The following is a 17610-nucleotide window of genomic DNA, read 5'->3' on the forward strand; positions in this document are numbered from 1 at the left end:
GTTGCTAAATGTATAGAAGCTACAGCGGGGGCGCCAACAATTGCTGTCGTGAGTTCACAGGCTGATCCCGACGTCGAAGAGGATGCTGCGTCCCAGGTTACCGCGCAAAAAGTCCGGTGCATCCGGGTGAGCGAACAGCACTCGAGCGAAGGTCGGGCCGACCAGCGACAACGAGCGCCACCCCTGGCGCAGGTATTCGGTGGGCGGCGGGAAATGGCTGTTGAGGTCGAGCACTTCGCGCTTGAGGCTGGCGAAGGCGATGATGTCCAGTTCGCCCAGGTCCATCCCGCGTTCTTTGTAGTTATGGGCTTTTTTGCGCAAGGTCGGTGCCAGTCTCAGCAAGAACTCGTTGGCTGGAATACGCCTGGGCTTGGCTTCGCGGCGCACCAGTTGGCTCAGGGAGAATGCACTGCGCCGGCGTTGCAGCTCGTCGCGCCACTCGTCATTCAACCGTCGACCTTCGTCGAGCACGAAGAACACCTCGAAATTTGCCTCGCGAAACAGTACATCCGGCGGCTCACCGGCGGGGGTGAATTCGTCGACGCGGTAGGGAATGTTCAAGCCTTGCAGCAGGCGTTGGCAAACCCAACGCTCACGCTCCCATTTGCGGGCATTGGAAAGGAACGCGTTGGCTTGCTCGGCCGCGATGGTCAGCAGGCGCAAATAATCTGAGTCATCCATAGGCCAAGCTTAGCGTTCAAATGCGATCGCAAAGAAGACAGTTTGTCGGAGAGGAAAAACTTTCCCGAGCCTTCATCGTTGCAAGCATCCAGCGATCTTCCTCCAAGGCCCGGTCCAGGGCACTGCACAAAACGGATAGCGATCTGCACAAAGCGGATATTGCCGCGCGCCAGACGTCCCTACCCTCGGCTTTACGGACGTTTACCGCGTTACCGAAGCTCTTAAAAAAACAACAACAAGAGAAAAGATGCCATGCGCACGATCGACGTACATGAGGTTATCGACAACGCACGCTTCAACCGTTTTCACTGGAGGGTGCTGTGCTGGTGTGCCCTGATCATCATCTTCGATGGTTACGATCTGGTGATCTACGGCGTGGTGCTGCCGATGTTGATGAAGGACTGGGGGCTGAGTCCTCTGCAGGCAGGTGCATTAGGCAGTTATGCACTGTTTGGCATGATGTTCGGGGCGCTGTTTTTCGGCCCGCTGTCGGACAGGATCGGCCGCAAAAAAGCCATCACCCTGTGCGTGATGCTTTTCAGTGGTTTTACCGTACTCAATGGTTTTGCCGGCAACCCTACTGAATTTGGCATTTGCCGGTTCATCGCCGGGCTGGGGATTGGCGGGGTGATGCCCAACGTGGTGGCGCTGATGAACGAGTACGCGCCGAAAAAGATCCGCAGTACCCTGGTGGCGATCATGTTCAGCGGCTACTCGGTGGGCGGCATGCTCTCGGCCGGGCTCGGTATCGTGCTGATCCCGAGCTTTGGCTGGCAGTCGGTGTTTTATGTGGCGATTGTGCCGTTGCTACTGTTGCCACTGATCATGTGTTTCTTGCCCGAGTCGGTAGGTTTCATGCTGCGTCAGGGTCGCAATGAACAGGCGCGCAAGGTGCTCCAACGGGTTGACCCGGCTTATGTTGCGCAAGCCACCGATCAACTGCACATGACCGAAGTGAAGGGCAGCGGCACCCCGGTTTTACAGCTGTTTCGTGAAGGCCGGGCGATGCGCACGTTGATGTTGTGGCTGGCGTTTTTCTGCTGCCTGTTGACGGTGTATGCCTTGAGCTCCTGGCTGCCGAAACTGATGGCCAACGCCGGTTATAGCCTGGGTTCGAGTCTGTCATTCCTGCTGGTACTGAACTTCGGGGCCATCTTCGGCGCGGTCGGCGGCGGCGTGTTGGGTGACAAACTCAACCTGCCGAGGGTCTTGGCGGTGTTCTTCAGCATCGCCGCCGTATCCATCACCTTGCTCGGCTTCAACAGCCCGACGCCGGTGCTCTACCTGCTGATCGCCATTGCCGGTGCCACCACGATCGGCTCGCAGATCCTGTTGTATGCCTGCGCCGCGCAGTTTTACTCCATGGCCATTCGTTCCACCGGTTTGGGCTGGGCCTCGGGTATCGGCCGCAACGGGGCCATCGTCGGCCCGCTGCTGGGCGGTGCGTTGCTGGGAATCAGTCTGCCGCTGCAACTGAATTTCATGGCGTTCGCCTTGCCGGGGGCGATCGCCGCCATCGCCATGGCCGTGTTCGCCATCAGCTGCCAACGCAGCAGCAAAGGCGTCGCCTCGAGACTGGTGCCGACCAGCGTCTGAATTCAGCGTGCCTGCCAACCCATTGATGTCCCCGAACAACAGCGACCGGCCCTGTGTCACGGATCGCCTGATGAGTCTTGCGGCGAGGTTCCATGAAAGCGTTGTTCCACGACTTTTCCCTGTCTGCTGCGGTCGCCGGATTTATCGCCACGGTGATTTCCTATGCCGGTCCCTTGGTGATCATTTTCCAGGCCGCTGAGACCTCGCACCTCTCGCGGGAGGTGCTGTCGTCCTGGGTCTGGGCGATTTCCATCGGCAGCGCGGTGCTGGGGATTGGCTTGAGCCTGCGTTACCGCGTGCCGGTGATTATTGCGTGGTCGGCGCCGGGCTCGGCGTTGCTGGTGGCGCTGTTGCCGGGGATTTCCATGCATGAGGCGGTAGGTGCCTATCTGGTCAGTAGCCTGATCATATTTCTGGTCGGAGTGTCGGGCGCCTTTGACCGGATCATCAGCCGACTGCCTGCAGCCATTGCAGCGGCGATGCTGGCAGGGATTCTGTTCAGTTTCGGTACCGGGCTGTTTGTGTCCTTGCAGGGTAAACCGGTGCTGGTGCTGGCGATGTTTGCCACTTACCTGGTCTGCAAGCGGGTGATGCCGCGTTATGCGGTGTTGATGGTGCTGCTGGTCGGTTGCTCGATCGCCTTGCTCGCGGGTGACTTGCACCGCGAAGCGTTGGTGATCGGTTTCGCGACACCGGTGTGGATCACGCCGGTGTTCAGTCTGAGCGCGACCCTGAATATCGCCTTGCCGCTGGTGATGGTGGCGCTGACCGGGCAGTTCGTTCCGGGCATGGCGGTGTTGCGCGCGAGCGGTTACGCCACGTCCGCGAGCCCGATTATTGCCAGCAGTGCGCTGGGTACTGCGTTATTGGCACCGTTTGGCTGTCATGGACTGAATCTGGCGGCGATTACCGCGGCCATCTGCACCGGGCGCGAGGCCCACGAAGATCCGCGCAAACGCTACGTCGCCGGGGTCGTGGGCGGGCTCTGTTACCTGCTGTTGGGGATCTTTGGCGCCACTCTGGTTTCGCTGTTTTCAGCCTTTCCCAAAGAGCTGATTGCGGCACTGGCGGGGCTGGCGTTATTCGCCGCGATTGCCGGGGCCTTGGCCAGCGCGATGGCGGTGCCGGGTGACCGAGAGGCGGCACTGGTGACCTTTCTCACTACTGCGTCGGGCATGTCGCTGTGCGGTTTGTCCGCCGCTTTCTGGGGGCTGATTTTCGGCATGCTCACGCACCTGTTGTTGAGCGTCCGGCGTCCCGTGACTGTCACTCAGGCAAGCAATACGCAGGAGGTGGCGCGCTGAGTTCGTCGGCGACTGTACTCCACATCTCTATTGCGCTTCACCACCCGCGTCGAAAGGCTACGGGTGGCGCACACCAACCTGTCGATCAATAACAATAAGAGAAAAGCGATGAAACAGATTCTCCCCACACTGGGTTCAGCGGTGTCCCTGGCGGTCGTCTCGGGTTTTTCCAGTGGCCTGATGGCTGCCGAGGGCGGCTTTATCGAAGACGCCAGCGCCACCTTGCAGGCGCGCAATTACTACTTCAGCCGGGACTTTTCCGACATTGTCGGGGCCAACAAACAGTCGAAGGCCGAAGAGTGGGCCCAAGGCTTCATCCTTAACGTCAAATCCGGTTACACCCAAGGCACTATCGGTGTCGGTGTGGATGTCATCGGCTTGCTCGGCCTCAAGCTCGACAGCAGCCCGGACCGGGTCAATACCGGGCTGTTGCCGGTACAGAGTGATGGGCGCGCAGCGGATGATTACAGTCGTCTGGCCGGTGCGTTGAAGCTGCGTTACTCAAAGACCGAATTGAAGGTCGGTGAATTGCAACCCAACCTGCCGGTGCTGGCCTTCAGCGATATTCGCTTGCTGCCGCCGACCTACCAAGGGGCGAGCATCAGCTCTAGCGAGATCAGCGGCCTGACCTTGCAGGCAGGGCATTTGAGTTCGACCAGTCTGCGCAACGAGTCCGGCGAGCAAAAGATGCAGGCCATGCTCGGTCATGTGCCGCAGCGCCAGGCCAGCAGTGACGGCTTCAACTTTGCGGGCGCCGATTACGCCTTCAATGACAAACGCACCTCGGTCAGTGCCTGGTACGGGCAACTGGAAGATATCTACAACCAGCGCTTCCTTGGTCTCAAACATAGCGAACCGATGGGCGACTGGACCCTGGGCGCCAACCTCGGTTACTACGACTCCCATGAGGACGGCAAAAAATTGCTGGGTAACATCGACAACCGGGCGTTCTTCTCCTTGCTGTCGGCCAAGCATGGCGGCCATACGTTCTATGTCGGTTATCAGGGGATGTATGGTGATAGTGCCTTCCCACGAGTCTTCGCCAACATCTCGCCGCTGGGCAACGAGGTGCCGACCTACGAGTTTGCCTACACCGACGAACGCTCCTGGCAGGCGCGCTATGACTACGACTTCGCCGCTCTCGGGGTGCCGGGGCTGACCAGCACTGTGCGTTACATCACCGGCAACAACGTCGACACCGGCAAGGGTTTCGAAGGCAAGGACCGCGAACGCGATCTCGATCTCGGTTATGTGCTGCAGAGCGGCACCCTCAAAGGTCTCGGGATACGCGTGCGCAACGCCGTGGCGCGTTCCAACTACCGCAGTGATATCGACGAAAACCGCTTGATCCTCAGTTACACCTGGACGCTGCTATGACCGGCGCGCAAGAGCGCGGGCCGCGCAAGATCGGTGCGGGTTTACTGTTGATGAGTGCTGGCGTGGGCGCTGTGATGTTGGCCTGGGGCGATAACGAGCAGCTGCTGCTGGCTGGAGGGATCAACCTCGCATTGCTGTTCGCTGCGGCGCTGTATCGTCGACAGCCACCGGTGACAGTGACGCTGCCGCTTGAGTCTGAAACTCCCGTGCCGAGCGTGGAGCTGATCGAGCCCCCGACCCCGGCAGTGCAACCCGAGCGCGAATGGCCCGGTGCGATTGTGCACCTCACGCTGGAGCAATTGACCGAGTCGGTGCTGCAAACCGAGGAAGACATGCGTTTTGCCAATCAGCTGGCGCGCACGGCCGGTGAGCGGGTGAAGGCGAGTGCGCTGAGCATGCAGTCTTCGGCCAGTGTGCTGGGGGACCTGAACCTCTATATGCAGCGTCTCGATCAAGTATTCGATGAACTCGGCGCTCAGTCGATGCGCATTGGTGCAATTGTCGGCAGCATTCAGGACATTTCCCGTCAGACCAATCTGCTGGCGTTGAACGCAGCCATCGAGGCGGCGCGGGCGGGCAGCCATGGTCGAGGCTTTGCGGTGGTGGCGGACGAAGTGCGCAATCTGTCACGTCAGGCGGCGGATTCCAGTGCGCAGATCAGGCAGATCGCGACGGGCCTGGAACAGTCCGCCGAGCATGCGCGCCAAGGTATCGAGCAGTTGGCCGGTTCAACGCGTCTGGGGCTGGAAAAGGCCGAAGTGGCGCTGCACTCGATGGGCGAACTGCAAAGTGGTGCGCTGGCCCGGGTCGAAGTGGTCGAGCGCATCATGGCGCGCTTGGCCGGGCTGCATGATCTGGCCTTGCAGGCGAAACGGATGGTCGTTTGAGTCGTGCAGCGAGCCAGCGATCACAGGTCGCTCGTGCAGCTGCCCATGACCTGGTAAGTCACGCGATGGGTCTGACCTTGATGATCGATGTAGACCATGGTCGCCGGCACCACGTCGCAGGCGGTGGCGGTGTTTGTCACCGATACCACTTTGGCGATGTCCAGCGGTTGCGCCGGGTTGTACGGAGTGGCGGGTTCGTTGCCGGCGGCTATGGCGGAGGTGGCGACAACGGTCAGAAACAGGCTGATCAAGGTTTTCATTTTTGTGTACTCCGTGTGGGTTCCGATGCTTGAAGTCTATGCCTTGCCCGCTACCGATAAAGGGGCAAGTGCCTGATGCAGCCTTACGTGAAACGCAACAGTCAGTGCCCGAGGAGGGCCTATGGATTTGCTCAATAACTTGCGGGTGTTTGTCCGCGTGGTGGACAGCGGCAGCTTTACCGCCGCCGCCGACGCGCTCGAACTCTCGACCGCGCAAGTGTCCCGACTGGTCGCGGATCTGGAGCAACATGTGCAGGCGCGCCTGCTGCAACGCACCACTCGGCGTTTGAGCCTGACCGAGGCCGGCGAGCGCTTTTTGCTGCGCAGTCGGCAAATACTCGAAGAGATGGAAGAGGCCACGGCCGAAGCGCGTGGCGCTCATCTCAAGCCCAGCGGTCGGTTGCGGGTTCACAGCATGCATGGCCTGGGTGTGCTGATCACGCCGCTGATCGCTCGATACACCGAACTCTATCCTGATGTGGTGTTCGAGCTGACCTTGTCGCAACGCAATCCGGATCCGCTGGAAGGAGGCCATGACGTGGTGATTTCGATTGCCCATGAGCTGGCCGACTCGCAGTTTGTCGCCCAGGTCGTCGGGCAGATCTACAGCGTGCCCTGCGCCTCCCCCGACTACCTGCAACGCCAGGGGGTGCCAGACAAGCCGCTGGCCCTGAACGATCATCGCTGCCTGCGCATGCTGGATCCGTTGTACAGCGATCAATGGGTGTTCCATGACGCGCAAGGTGAGCACCGCGTCAGCCCGGCGAAGACCTTTCAGTGCAATGTTGCCGAGTCGATGGTCAAGGCTTCCGAGGCGGGGATGGGGGTCAGTCTGTTGCCGTTTTATACCGCGACACGGCCGTTGAGCGACGGCACGTTGCTGCGCCTGCTGCCGAGCTATCGCCCGCGTGAGCGCAATGTCTACGCGTTGTACCCGTCGCGGCGCTTTCTCGATGCAAAGGTCCGAACCTGGGTGGATTTTCTCAAGGCGGAGTTACCGCGCCTGTTCGCCGAGCATGAGGCAGTGATGAGCGATCCACGCCACTGGGCCTGAGATCTGAGGGCGCGCGCAGGGCGGTGTAGACTCAAGGCTTGTTTCGGTTCAGGAAGGAGTCTGGAGTGAAGGTCTGCTCAGTAGGGTTACCGGGTTTTGTGCCGTTGTGGGCGTGGGAGTGCCTGCCGCGATGATCGGTGCCGCATTGCTCTCGCCCGAAACCCTCACGGTCGGCTGGCTGATCTACGTGCCAGTGCTGATCTGGGCCGTTGCCCGAGCACCGTGGGTCGAGTTGTTCACTGACAGTCGGCGTCAGCATTTGCTGTTCGGTACGGTGTTCGCGTTGTTCGTCCTCTGGCTGGTGCGACGGGACTTCGACACCGGCGTGTCTTATCACATCATCGGCATGACGGCGGTGACGTTATTGCTGGACTGGCCGCTGGCGATTGTCGGCGGGCTGGTGGCGCAGGCGGGGCTGGTGCTGCTCGGGCGTCAGGACCTGGCCGCGATGGGGGTCAATGGTGCGTTGCTGATTCTGTTGCCGGTGCTGGTCACCGAAGGCTGCGCGATCCTGGTGGAGCGGGCGCAACCGCGTAATCCCTTTGTGTATATCTTTTGCTCGGGCTTTTTGGCCGCCGGGCTTTCGGCGTTGCTCTGCCTGCTGGCGGCGCTGGGGCTATTGTGGTTCGACGAGCGTTTTGCGATGCCGGAATGGCTGGAGGATTTTGTCGGTTACCTGTGGCTGATCATTTTCCCCGAGGCGTTTATCAACGGCATGGTGATCAGTTCGCTGGTGGTGTTCTGTCCCGAGTGGCTGGAGACCTTCAACCGCACGCGTTATTTGTCGGCGCCGTGGAAGGACGACGACAAGCCTTGATCCATATCAAATGTTCGAATCGGCTGCGATTCCATGCTCTGGAAAATCCTCAGGAGCAGTGGCATGAGCGTTTACGAATGGGCAAGGCAGGAATTGCGCAACAGTCTCGAGTCGGCGCATGAGGCGGGGTTTGAACCGGGGTTGAGCCTGCGTGCCTTGCTCAGTGCGGTGGTGCAGCAGAGCAAGGGCGTACGCAGTGTCGAGGATCTGGCCGATGAGTTGCAGTTTCTGGCGGAGAATCTCGACGACAGCCAGGACTACGGGTTCATGCGGCCCTGAGGGACGGGATCAGTGGCGCGGGTCGAAATCTTCCGAGAACAACTCGTCTTCAGAGTCGGGGCTGACCGGAATCTTGTGTTCTTCCGAGGCCCAGGCGCCCAGATCGATCAGTTTGCAACGGTCCGAGCAAAACGGCCGGAAGGTGCTGGTCGCGCTCCATTCAACAGGGGCGCCGCAAGTTGGACATTCGACGACAGGGGGTTGGCTCATGACTGGCCTCCACGCAAAGTAAGGTAAAAGTGATGCAGGCGTTCGACCTCGCTGTGCAGCCAGGCGAGGTCGCGGTCGTTGACCACCACATCGTCGGCATGGCTGAGGCGGTCCTGACGGCTGGACTGGGCCTTGAGGATCGCCTGGACCTGCTGTTCGCTAGTCTGGTCGCGCTGCAAGGTTCGTTCGATCTGTAAGTGTTCCGGTGCGTCGATCACCAGCACTCGCTGGGTCATTTTGTACTGCCCGGATTCGATCAACAGCGGCGACACCAGAATCGCATAAGGTGATTGTGCGCGTGCCAGGTGAGCGGCGATTTCCTGAGCGATCAGCGGATGCAGCAACGCTTCGAGCCAGCGGCGTTCTTCGGGGACTTCAAAGATCAGCTTGCGCAGTGCCGCGCGATTCAATTGGCCATCGGCTTGCAGCACGCCGACACCGAAGTGCTCGGCAATCTGCGCCAGCGCCGGGCGACCGGGTTCGACCACCCAGCGCGCGGCATGATCGGCATCCACCGCGTGCACACCCAGATCAATGAAGTGCTGGGCCGCCGCGCTTTTGCCGCTGCCGATGCCACCGGTCAGACCGAGAATCCAGGGTTTTTCCACAGGGGTATTCATTTGAAACCGACAAACTGCCAATAGAAGCCGGTTATTTGACCACCCCAGAGCAAGGCAATCCAGCCGGCAATTGCCAGATAGGGTCCAAAGGGGATCGGCGTCGAGGTGTTGGTATCTTTCAGGCGCAGTAAAATCACTCCCCCCACAGCACCCACCAGCGATGAAAGCAGGACCGTCAGCGGCAGAATCTGCCAACCGCCCCAGGCACCGAGCAGCGCCAGGAGCTTGAAGTCGCCGTGACCGATACCTTCCTTGCCGGTTATCAGTTTGAACAGCCAATACACCGACCACAGCAGCAGATAGCCGGCCACCGCCCCCCACATCGCCGCCTGCAAAGGCACGAAAAGCTCGAAGCTGTTGACGATCAGACCCAGCCACAACAACGGCAACACCAGCACATCCGGCAGCAATTGGTGGTCGGCGTCGATCAGGCACATCGCCAATAACCCCCAACTCAGGACCAGCACCCACGCAGCTGTCCAACCGAAGCCGAAGTGCCAGGCGACAAACGCCGACAGCACGCCGCAGGCCAGTTCGGTCAAGGGATAGCGGGCGCTGATCGGCGCTTTGCAATTTGAGCACCGGCCGCGCAGTGCCAGGTAACTGAGCAGCGGAATGTTTTCCCAGGCGCGGATTCGATGGGCGCACTGCGGGCAGTGTGAATGCGGCAACATCAGGTTGTAGGTCGGGCCCGGTGCTTCAGGGGGTAAACCGAGTACATCCAGGGCTTGTTGCCGCCAGTCGCCCTCAAGCATTTTCGGCAGGCGCCAGACTACCACGTTGAGAAAACTACCGATCACCAGCCCAAGCACTAGCGCAGTGACAACGAATGCCAGTGGGTAACCGGCCATGAATTCACTCAAGGGCATGTTCAAATCGCTGAACCGAGTTGGAAAATGGGCAGGTACATGGCAACCACCAGCCCGCCGACAATGACGCCGAGCACCACCATGATGAACGGCTCCAACAGGCTGGTCAGGCTGTCGACCATATTGTCGACTTCAGCTTCATAGTAGATCGCAACTTTGTCGAGCATATCGTCGAGTGCGCCAGACTCCTCGCCAATGGCGGCCATTTGAATCGCCATGTTGGGGAAAATCCTGCTGGTGCGCATCGAGAAGTTCAATTGCATGCCGGTGGAGACATCCTGTTTGATGCGCAGAACCGCCCGTTTGAACACGATATTGCCAGTAGCACCTGCTACCGAATCCAGAGCTTCGACCAGGGGGACGCCTGCGGCGAAGGTGGTCGACAGGGTACGGGCAAAGCGCGCCACCGCCGATTTGTAGAGCAGTGCGCCGAGTATCGGCATTTTCAGCAGTTTGGCATCCAGCCAATCGCAAAAGCGTTGCGAGCGCTTGAGCGCATGGCGAAAGCTCAGGGCCCCGATGATCAGGCCGCCGAGTAACAGCCACCACCACGCCTGCATGAACTCGGACAGACCGATCACCATCAGGGTAAAGGCCGGGAGTTCTGCACCAAATCCGGAAAACACCGACTGAAATTGCGGGACCACTTTGACCAGCAGAATGCCGGTGACGATGATTGCGACAAAGACCACGGCCAGCGGATAGGTCATGGCTTTTTTGATCTTGGCCTTGAGGCTTTCGCTTTTTTCCTTGTAGGTCGCAATCCGCTCCAGCAGCGTGTCGAGCGCGCCGGCCTGCTCGCCCGCGTCGACCAGGTTGCAGTAGAGCTCATCGAAGTACTGCGGCTTTTTCCGCAGTGCGGTGGCGAAGCTGTTGCCGGCGGCGACTTCCTGTTTCACCTCGTCCACCAGCTTGCGCATGTTCGGGTTGTCGAAGCCCTCGCCGATGATGTCGAACGACTGCAGCAGCGGCACACCGGCTTTCATCATGGTCGCCATTTGCCGGGTGAAGAGAGCAATGTCCAGCGGCTTGATACGGTTGCCGAGGTTGAACAGCGAAGCGGTTTTTTTCCGTACTTTGCCCGGGTTGATCCCTTGTTTGCGTAGCTGCGCCTTGATCAAGGCCGGGTTATGACCGCTCAGCTCGCCGGTTACCTTGCTGCCTTTCCTGTCGGTGCCTTCCCAGGCGTAGACGCTGACCTTGATTGCTTTGACCGCCATGACTCAATCCTTGGTGACCCGGTTGATTTCTTCGAGGCTGGTGATGCCCTGCATGGCCTTGAGCAAGCCCGAGGTGCGCAGGTCGTTGAAGCCGTCCTTGCGCATTTGCGTATCGATTTCCAGAGAATTGCCTTCAGCCATGATCAGCCGTTGCAGCTGCGGGGTGTTTTTCACCACTTCATAGATTCCGACTCGCCCTTTGTAGCCGTTGTTGCAGAGATCGCAACCGACGGGTTCGTAGATCGTGAAGGAGCCGATGCGTTCCCGTGGGAAGCCTTCCTTGATCAGGGTTTCGTCGGGAATCGAGAGGTTTTTTTTGCAGTGGCTGCACAGCTTGCGGGCCAGGCGCTGGGCAATGATCAGGTGCACGGCCGTGGCGATGTTGAACCCCGGGATGCCCATGTTGTGCAGCCGGGTCAGGGTTTCAGCCGCGCTGTTGGTGTGCAGGGTGGAAAGCACCAGGTGTCCGGTTTGCGCAGCCTTGATCGCGATTTCGGCGGTTTCCAGATCGCGGATCTCGCCGACCATGATCACGTCCGGGTCCTGGCGCAGAAATGAGCGCAACGCCTGAGCGAAATCCAGGCCCTGCCTGGGATTGACGTTGACCTGGTTGATGCCTTCCATGTTGATTTCCACCGGGTCTTCGGCGGTGGAGATGTTGATGTCGACGGTATTAAGGATATTCAACCCGGTGTACAGCGACACGGTTTTCCCTGAACCCGTCGGCCCGGTGACCAGAATCAGCCCTTGAGGTTGCTTGAGCGCCGCCATATACAGGTCTTTTTGATCGGGCTCGTAACCCAGCGCGTCGATGCCCATCTGTGCACTGGAGGGGTCGAGAATCCGGATCACGATTTTTTCGCCCCACAACGTTGGCAGGGTGTTGACCCGAAAATCGATGGATTTGCTTTTCGACAGGTGCATCTTGAGCCGCCCGTCCTGGGGTTTTCGACGTTCAGAAATGTCCAGGCTGGCCATCACCTTGAGACGGGCAGCGATGCGGTTGGCCAATTGAGTCGGCGGCCTGGCAACTTCGCGCAGCATGCCGTCGGTCCGTACCCGCACCCGATAGATTTTTTCGTAGGGCTCGAAATGCAGGTCCGAGGAGCCGCCCTTGATCGCGTCTAGCAGCATCTTGTTGACGAAGCGCACCACCGGGGCATCGTCGGAGTCCTGGCCGGTGACAGCGTCCTGGCGCTGGTCGTCGACGGCTTCGATGTCCGGGCCCCCGAGGTCGATATCGGCCATGTCTTCCAGGCCCGTGCTGTGGCTGTCGAAGAATTTCTCGATGGCGTCGCTGAGCTTGTCGTCTTCGACCAGGATCGCTTCGGTGGTGAGCCCGGTGCTGAACTGGATATCGTTGATCGCCTGCTGATTGCTCGGGTCGGAAATGCCCACGAACAGTTTGTTGCCGCGCCGCCAGAGTGGCAGGGCGTGGTGCTGACGAATCAGCTTTTCACTGACCAGGTCTTTGGGCTGGGAGTCTTTGTCGAGACAGTTGAGGTCGAGGAAGGCGACGCCGAAATGCTCTGAGGCAATTTCCGCAACCTGGCGACTGCTCACCATTTTGTTCTGTACCAGATAGCTGACCAGGGAAACGCGATTGCGCTGAGCTTGCTGATACGCCTGTTGCGCGCTTTTGTCAGTGAGCAGTTCGGCCAGCACCAATTGCTTGGCCAGACCGCTGAGGGCGATGTCATTCATTCGATTACCAGGCACAGACCGTTCAAGACTTATAGCCTAGTCAACGGATGGAACCTCACCAGCGCTCTTGAGGTGACAAAAAGTGTCAGATAGTGCGGTTCCTCGGGGTATGTGCCGGGCTTTTGCCGATCTGACACCCTGTAAGCCGGGGGCGCAGGGGTTGGCATGTGCTGTGCTTTGACTGGTTCAGGACATGAGATTTCGCCTCATGCATGGAGCCTGTTCTATGAATAATCAAAAAGGTTTTACCCTCATCGAGCTGCTGATCGTGGTGGCGATCATCGGCATTCTGGCGACGTTCGCGTTGCCGCTGTATTCCAAGTATCAGGCGCGGGCGAAGGTCACCGCGGGGCTGGCGGAAATTTCAGCACTGAAGGTGCCTTTTGAAGACATTATCAATCAGGGGACCGACCCGACACTGGCGCTGATCGGTGGTACGGCAACTACCGGTAACTGCACAATCACGGCATCGGGTACTGCTTCCAGCGGTGCAGGTACTATTGTTTGCACGATTGTCAATGCACCAGGTCCGGTGCTCAGCAAAACCATCACGCTGACGCGGACACTGGCCGGTGGCTGGACCTGCGCGACCACCGCGCTGCAGGACTACGCGCCCAAGGGTTGCACTGGCGTCTGATCCTGTATCGAAGCCTCAATGCCTCGCCTCTACGGACGCGAGGCATTTTCTCGACCGTTCGATGGCATCGCGGTAATTCGATAAAACCCGCAACTTGCATGTCAACAACGCCCGGGTCATGCATTTTGCATGACTCCAGTTATTTGGTTTTTTTATAACGCATTGATTTTTATCGGTTTATTTAGCTGTCTCAAGTTGGCACGGCCTTCGCACTGTCTCTGTTAACCCTGCTGAGAAGGCATGCAGCAGACTTTCTGGAAGAACAGGAGTGACTCGTATGAAGACGTTCGCTATCGCTGCCGCCGCTGCAACCGCTCTGACCCTGACCATGGCCAACGCTGCATTTGCGCAGACCACTCAAGCCACACCGTCGCCGATGGTGGTGGCTGCCGGTGAAATGACCAAGGCCGAGGAAGCAACTTCCGATACCTGGATCACCACTAAAGTGAAAAGCGATCTGGTCACCGAGAAGGGGATTCCTGGCACCGACATCAAAGTCGAAACCAACAAAGGCGTCGTTTCTCTATCGTCGAAAGTAGCCATTACCCAGTCTCAGAAAGATATGGCCGTCGCTATCACCAAGAAAATCAAAGGTGTCAAAGCTGTATCGGCTGATGGCCTGTTGGCCCAGTAAGACTGAAGGTTTCCCGCCGGAGCGGGGAGAAGCAAAAGATCGCAGTCTGCGGCAGCTCCTACAGACCATGATTTTGGCGTAGGAGCTGCCGCAGGCTGCGATCTTTTCCAATCAGTTTCCGCGTTTGCTGGTGATCCGTACCAGGCGGTTGCCTTCAAAGCGCAGGTATTGGTACATGCCGCTGTTCGGACCGTAGGTCCATTCCTCAACCGGGACTTCTTCCCGGCGATTGGCGCTGCGTTTGTAGCCCAACGCATCACGTGCAACCGGCTCGCCACATTTGTGCAGCACTTCACTGGTGCGATCGCCGACGCTGATCAACTGACTGCCGCAGCGCAAGGTATCGGTCTGGGCTTGCACCTGGCTGGCGAAGAACGCCAGTGCCAGGCTGATCAGCAATCGGCTATTCATGCTTACTCCGCATCCAGGTGCATGGGCGTGACGACTCGGCCATCGCTTTCGGCTTCGCCCAGGTTAGCGTCAACGAAATACACCCGGTCATCGGCGAGCTGGGCTTTGTCGACCAGGTAGTCCTTGATGGTGCTGGCGCGATCCTGACCCAGTTGGCGCAGCAGCGCGGTGTCTGAAGACCAGAACTTGATCACGCCTTCACGCAGTTTGGCGGTGCGCTCTGCTTTGCCCAGTTGCGTCCATTCGGCCGGTGGCTGGGTTTTCAGGCGTGTGCGGTAAATGGCTTCGAGCAGCGGGCCTTTTTCGCTGTCCGGGACTGCCAGCAACGAAGCTTGCGCAGGGACTTTGTCGCCGCGACGCTGGAGCATTTTGTAGTAGTTGTACTGGTATTCACGTTCCAGTCGCTGTTCGGCAATCAAGGGGCCATCGCTCTTCTCGGCGGCGGTACCTTCGATTTCCAGGCGCAGGGCCGGACGTTCCTTGAGCGCTTTGGCCAGGGTATCGAGCGCCGACTCGGCGTTCTTGCTCAGCTCACTTGAACCGGGTGCGAACGACACGCTGCCCAGGTCCTCGGCCCCACTGCCGTTGACCAGCCCGCCAATGAGCTTGAAGGGTGCCTCGGCCGCGCGCACGATCAGGTTGCGCAGGGTTTGCCAGATGATCGGCATGATGCTGAATTGCGGGTTGTTCAGATCGCCTGTTATCGGCAGATCAATGGAAATTTTGCCATCGCTGTCCTTGAGCAAGGCGATGGCCAGTTTCAGCGGCAAGCTCACGGCGTCCGGGCTGTCGACTTTTTCGCCCAGTTGCAGTTGCTCCACCACCACTTTGTTTTCGGCTTTCAACTGGCCTTTGACGATCTGGTAGTGCAGGTCGAGATTGAGCCGGCCCTTGCGGATCCGGTAACCGGCAAATTTGCCGGAGTAGGGGGTCAGGGTGGTCAGTTCGACGCGTTTGAAACTGGTGGCGATATCCAGCGCGGTCATCGGGTCGAACGGGGTGACGCTGCCCTTGATGGTCACCGGGGCGTAGCGGTCGACTTTGCCCTTGATGTCGACGGCGGCAGGTTTGACCTGGCGGCTGTCGATGGTGCCGATCTGGCCGTTGAGCTGTTGAATGGCGGTGGCAAAGTTCGGTGTCAGGCTGAAGTCGGCGAAGTTCGCCGAACCGTCGTTGATCGCAATCGCGCCGATGTGGATACCCAGTGGCTTGTCCTTGCTTGCAGCAGGTTTCGCGGCGGCGGTTTTACTGCCGTTGTCGGGCGATTGCGGGATCAGCAGGTCGTTGATGTTGGTGGTGCGATCATCGTTGATCATGAAGCGCACATAGGGCTGTTGCAGGTTGATCTTGTCGATCGACAGGCTATCGCCATGTTGGTAGTTCAGGCCTTCGACCACCACTTGCTGCCACTTGAGGAAGTCGCGGGTTTTCAGAGTGTCCAGGGTGTGCAATTGGTCGACCTGAGCGCGGCCGGTAACGCTGAACGCCAGTGGCTCGGTGCTTTTCAGGTCAACCGCCAGGTCGCTGCCGAGCATCCCGGAACGCAGCTCCAGACGAATGAACGGGTTGATATAGGACTGGGCGACGCGCAAGTCGATGTCTTTGGTCTGGACCTTGAGTTTGGCGCTGATCGGCGCGAGGTTGACCTCGCCATTCGCGAGAATCTTGCCCTGCTTGCCCAGGCCGGTATCGACCTTGAGGGAGAACGGCGAACCATTGAGGCTATCGAAATTCTTCACGTCGACGTTCAGCGGGCCAAGCTCCAGTGCCACCGCCGGCTGGGCCTGACGGTCGGCCAAGTGCACTTGATAGTTGCGCAGCTCGACATCCTTGAGCAGCACTTGCCAGGGCTTGCTCGGCACCGCCGGATCGGGTTTTGGTTGCGGCGAGTCTGCCGCCGCCGGAGCCTTGGTTGACTCGGGTTTTGTGGCCGGTTTGGTCGGTTGGCTGGCGAAGAGTTTCTGCCAGTCGAGCAGGCCATCGGCTTCGCGGGCGGCCCAGGTTTCGAGCTTCTGGCTGCGGATCTTGCCGACGATCACTTGTTGCTTGACCAGATCGACCGTGGTCTCGCTGACGTCCAGACGTTCGAGGCGCACCAGCGGCCGGCCATCCGGGGCCTTGATGGCGAACGGAGCAACGCTGACCGAGGCGTTGCTCAGCAGCAGTTCGGTTCCCTGCGTCAGGTTGAACTTGTAATCGGTGCTCAGGTTCAGCGTTCCGTCTTCGAGCACCAGCGGCAATGCGTCACGCACGTAAGGCCACCAGGATTTCATTTTGCCGTCGGTGACTTTCAGTGTGCCTTCGGAGCTGATGGGCACCAGGCTGATGTGGCCGGTCCAGTCGATCCGACCACCCGCCGGGCCAGCTGCGACGAGGGTCATGGCGGCGTTGTCGTCGGGCAGGGTACTGAGGTTGTTCAACTCCAGATTGAGCGTGTCGTACAGGAATTCGATCGGCTCGCTCGGGCGCAGGTCCTGGAAGTGCACATAACCACTGGCCAGATTGATGTGGTCGATGCGCAGCGGGAAGGGTTTGGCGTTCGGGTCCGCAGGCGTCGGCTCACTGGCTGGCAACTTGAACAGTTGCGTGAGGTTCAGGCTGCCGTCCTTGTTGAACAGAATCTCGGTTTTCGGCTTGTCCAGCTGCACATTGATCAAGTGCAGTGCACGAGTCCAGAGGCTATCGATTTGCAGGTTGGCGTACAGGCGCTCGAAGGCGAGCTGTTCCTTGCCCGGCTCGCCGATGTTCAGGCCCCAAACGGTCAGTTCGAGACTGAAAGGATTGAGTTCGATCCGTTGAATGTGCGCAGGCACCGCCGCGTAGTTGGCCAATTGTTGATTGGCGATTCGCAAGGCGATGCCCGGTAAAATCAGAAACCCCAACAAGCTATAAAGGGCGACGGCAATCAACAAGGCGCCGATGGCGCGAATCAATCCTTTGGGCATGTTCGGCTTCAACTATCGGAATCGGGAGTGGCTTGGAGTATGGCATGCGATTCTGGTTCCAAAGCAATCACCTTGAACAGCAAATGTCAGGTTTTTTCGAAAGAG

18 protein-coding genes are annotated in these 17610 nt (G+C 59.3%); 9 read left to right on the top strand and 9 right to left on the bottom strand.

What is annotated here, in order from left to right; translation table 11 throughout:
• Nucleotides 1–54: 54 nt before the first annotated feature.
• Nucleotides 55–681 (bottom strand): DUF1780 domain-containing protein, encoded by a 627-nt coding sequence (locus tag AO353_RS14265; RefSeq protein WP_054595535.1) that lies wholly within the window; start codon nt 679–681, stop codon nt 55–57.
• Nucleotides 682–933: 252 nt separating this feature from the next.
• Between AO353_RS14265 and AO353_RS14270 the strand changes: the two genes are divergently transcribed.
• The 4 genes from AO353_RS14270 (at nt 934) to AO353_RS32150 (ending at nt 5845) form a co-directional block, all read left to right on the top strand.
• Entirely contained in the window at nt 934–2277 is a 1344-nt protein-coding gene (locus AO353_RS14270) for an aromatic acid/H+ symport family MFS transporter (protein ID WP_054595536.1), read from the top strand.
• Nucleotides 2278–2369: 92 nt separating this feature from the next.
• Entirely contained in the window at nt 2370–3581 is a 1212-nt protein-coding gene (locus AO353_RS14275) for a benzoate/H(+) symporter BenE family transporter (RefSeq protein WP_054595537.1), read from the top strand.
• A 108-nt stretch (nt 3582–3689) separates the two neighbouring features.
• Complete coding sequence (locus tag AO353_RS14280; protein ID WP_054595538.1) at nt 3690–4958, top strand: OprD family porin; 1269 nt, start codon at nt 3690–3692, stop codon at nt 4956–4958.
• A gap of 437 nt (nt 4959–5395) precedes the next feature.
• Entirely contained in the window at nt 5396–5845 is a 450-nt protein-coding gene (locus tag AO353_RS32150; RefSeq protein ID WP_371917641.1) for a methyl-accepting chemotaxis protein, read from the top strand.
• Between the two features lie 20 nt (nt 5846–5865).
• Here the strand turns inward: AO353_RS32150 and AO353_RS14290 are convergent, their stop codons facing one another.
• Nucleotides 5866–6105 carry a DUF2790 domain-containing protein gene (locus tag AO353_RS14290; protein ID WP_054595539.1) on the bottom strand — a complete coding sequence of 80 codons (240 nt, stop codon included), beginning with the start codon at nt 6103–6105 and terminating at the stop codon, nt 5866–5868.
• Between the two features lie 121 nt (nt 6106–6226).
• On the opposite strand from AO353_RS14290, the gene AO353_RS14295 reads away from it, so the two are divergent.
• The 3 genes from AO353_RS14295 to AO353_RS14305 all read left to right on the top strand — a co-directional run bounded on the left by AO353_RS14295 (nt 6227) and on the right by AO353_RS14305 (nt 8255).
• The gene (locus AO353_RS14295) at nt 6227–7159 is read left to right on the top strand and encodes a LysR family transcriptional regulator (protein WP_054595540.1); all 933 of its coding nucleotides are present in this window, start codon (nt 6227–6229) and stop codon (nt 7157–7159) included.
• 130 nt (nt 7160–7289) lie between these two features.
• Entirely contained in the window at nt 7290–7976 is a 687-nt protein-coding gene (locus AO353_RS14300) for an energy-coupling factor ABC transporter permease (protein ID WP_054595541.1), read from the top strand.
• A gap of 63 nt (nt 7977–8039) precedes the next feature.
• Nucleotides 8040–8255 (top strand): hypothetical protein, encoded by a 216-nt coding sequence (locus AO353_RS14305; protein ID WP_054595542.1) that lies wholly within the window; start codon nt 8040–8042, stop codon nt 8253–8255.
• A 9-nt stretch (nt 8256–8264) separates the two neighbouring features.
• Here the strand turns inward: AO353_RS14305 and yacG are convergent, their stop codons facing one another.
• From yacG to pilB, 5 genes are read right to left on the bottom strand one after another with little or no spacing between them, the layout of a single operon-like run.
• Entirely contained in the window at nt 8265–8465 is a 201-nt protein-coding gene (yacG, locus tag AO353_RS14310) for a DNA gyrase inhibitor YacG (protein WP_054595543.1), read from the bottom strand.
• Complete coding sequence (gene coaE / locus AO353_RS14315; RefSeq protein ID WP_054595544.1) at nt 8462–9085, bottom strand: dephospho-CoA kinase; 624 nt, start codon at nt 9083–9085, stop codon at nt 8462–8464. The genes yacG and coaE overlap by 4 nt, the downstream gene beginning before the upstream one ends.
• Nucleotides 9082–9954: a prepilin peptidase gene (locus AO353_RS14320; RefSeq protein ID WP_054595545.1), complete on the bottom strand. Its 873-nt coding sequence runs from the start codon at nt 9952–9954 to the stop codon at nt 9082–9084. The genes coaE and AO353_RS14320 overlap by 4 nt, the downstream gene beginning before the upstream one ends.
• 2 nt (nt 9955–9956) lie before the next feature.
• The gene (locus AO353_RS14325; RefSeq protein WP_054595546.1) at nt 9957–11174 is read right to left on the bottom strand and encodes a type II secretion system F family protein; all 1218 of its coding nucleotides are present in this window, start codon (nt 11172–11174) and stop codon (nt 9957–9959) included.
• Nucleotides 11175–11177: 3 nt separating this feature from the next.
• Complete coding sequence (pilB, locus tag AO353_RS14330; RefSeq protein ID WP_054595547.1) at nt 11178–12878, bottom strand: type IV-A pilus assembly ATPase PilB; 1701 nt, start codon at nt 12876–12878, stop codon at nt 11178–11180.
• Between the two features lie 226 nt (nt 12879–13104).
• Here pilB and AO353_RS14335 point away from each other — a divergent pair, with 226 nt between their 5' ends.
• Both AO353_RS14335 and AO353_RS14340 read left to right on the top strand, forming a co-directional pair.
• A complete protein-coding gene (locus AO353_RS14335) occupies nt 13105–13515 on the top strand; it encodes a pilin (protein WP_054595548.1) in 411 nt (136 codons plus the stop codon).
• A 277-nt stretch (nt 13516–13792) separates the two neighbouring features.
• The gene (locus AO353_RS14340; RefSeq protein ID WP_054595549.1) at nt 13793–14149 is read left to right on the top strand and encodes a BON domain-containing protein; all 357 of its coding nucleotides are present in this window, start codon (nt 13793–13795) and stop codon (nt 14147–14149) included.
• A gap of 111 nt (nt 14150–14260) precedes the next feature.
• Here the strand turns inward: AO353_RS14340 and AO353_RS14345 are convergent, their stop codons facing one another.
• Both AO353_RS14345 and AO353_RS14350 read right to left on the bottom strand, forming a co-directional pair.
• Nucleotides 14261–14560 carry a DUF2845 domain-containing protein gene (locus AO353_RS14345; protein WP_054595550.1) on the bottom strand — a complete coding sequence of 100 codons (300 nt, stop codon included), beginning with the start codon at nt 14558–14560 and terminating at the stop codon, nt 14261–14263.
• Nucleotides 14561–14562: 2 nt separating this feature from the next.
• Nucleotides 14563–17505: a DUF748 domain-containing protein gene (locus AO353_RS14350; RefSeq protein ID WP_054595551.1), complete on the bottom strand. Its 2943-nt coding sequence runs from the start codon at nt 17503–17505 to the stop codon at nt 14563–14565.
• Nucleotides 17506–17610 lie beyond the last annotated feature (105 nt).

The sequence above is a fragment of the Pseudomonas fluorescens genome (assembly GCF_001307155.1).
Lineage (GTDB): Bacteria > Pseudomonadota > Gammaproteobacteria > Pseudomonadales > Pseudomonadaceae > Aquipseudomonas > Aquipseudomonas helvetica.